The 1,309-nt window shown below is 67.3% G+C and carries 2 protein-coding genes; both read left to right on the top strand.

Annotated features, from left to right (window positions below; genetic code table 11):
- On the top strand, positions 1 to 1,153 hold a 1,153-nt coding region (locus AB4Y35_RS42085), incomplete at its 5' end, for a type VI secretion IcmF C-terminal domain-containing protein (protein WP_368708800.1).
- Positions 1,150 to 1,309 (top strand): type VI secretion system baseplate subunit TssF (locus AB4Y35_RS42080; protein ID WP_368708801.1); only part of this gene is annotated, 160 nt, incomplete at its 3' end. The genes AB4Y35_RS42085 and AB4Y35_RS42080, both read left to right, overlap by 4 nt.

Below are 1,309 nucleotides of genomic sequence, written 5' to 3'. Positions count from 1 at the left end.
GAATCCTCCAGCGGCGAGCGGCAATGCGGGTCACGCTCCGGCGGCAAATGCCGCCGCGTTCAACGGCGTCAGCCTCTCGCGCGTGCTGACCGCCGATACGACCGTGCGGCTGAAACTCCAGCAGATCCAGGCGAGTCCGGACGCGCAGGCCATGGCACGGAGTCTCGCGCAGGCGGTATTCCAGGGCAAGCTCTCGGATCTGTCGCAGGCGCGCGACGACGCGGCGCTGACCGCCGCGAGCCTGGGCGCACAGTGGGCGGGCTTCGGCCAGACGATGTTTGTGCAGCCGCTCGACGCGGCCTGGCAGGCGGTCCTGCAGCCCGCCGCTGCGAGCCTGAACGAGGCATGGCGAGCGGGCGTCGCGGCCCCCTTCGCCTCGTCGTTCGCCGCGCGCTATCCGTTCTCGCCGGCGAGCGCCGACGCGTCCTTCGCCGAGTTTGGCCGTTACGTGCGGCCCGAGACGGGGCTGATCAACCGCTTTGTCGAGCTTGAGCTGTCCGGTGTGCTCAAGCGCCAGGGCGACCAGTGGGTGCCGAACGAACTCGCGCCGCAGTCGCTGCAGTTCGATCCGAAGTTTCTCGCCATGCTCCGGCTGATGGGTCCGCTCGGCGCACGTCTCTATGCGCGGGGCGAGGCTGGCTATCACTTTGAGATCATGCCGCAGCCGACGCCGGACGTAACACGCACGGAACTCATGTTGGACGGCCAGCAGATCGTCTATTTCAACCAGCGCGAAACGTGGACGCCTCTGGCATGGCCGGGCAACGGTCTGAACGGCCATGCGTCGTTGAACTGGCAGACGCTCAACGCAGGAGTGCGGATCGCCTTCGATGCGACAGGCGACTGGGCCCTTCTGCGGATGCTGGAAAAAGCGCAGGTCAAACCGCTCGACGATACGCGCTACGAAATCGTCTGGAATGCCGGGGCGGGTGGCGATGCCGCGAAGGCCGCGTCCGCGACGTCCGGTGACGGTACGGACGGCAAGGTGGCGCCGTTGCGCTACGTATTGCGCGCGCAAGCGGGATCCGGACCGCTAGAGCTGCTGAAACTGCGAGGCATGCGCATGCCCGAGCGCATCTTCGTGACGGGCCGCGCCGGTGTGATCTCCGGATTGCCCGCATTGCCGCCCTTACCCCCGGAGTCGCAGCCATGACGGCACCGTGGAAAGCCACGCAACAGGAAGGCGCAAACCCGTTCCTGAGATATTTCGACGCCGAGATGCGCTACCTGCGCGAAACCGGTCGCGAGTTTGCGCACGACCAGCCCGAGGCCGCGCGGCGCCTGGGCATGCAGTATGGCCAGGAGCACG

The sequence above is a fragment of the Paraburkholderia sp. EG286A genome (assembly GCF_040965375.1).
Taxonomy (GTDB): Bacteria; Pseudomonadota; Gammaproteobacteria; order Burkholderiales; family Burkholderiaceae; genus Paraburkholderia.
Note: the sequence above shows the minus strand (reverse complement) of the source record. Positions and strands in the feature narration are given on the sequence as shown.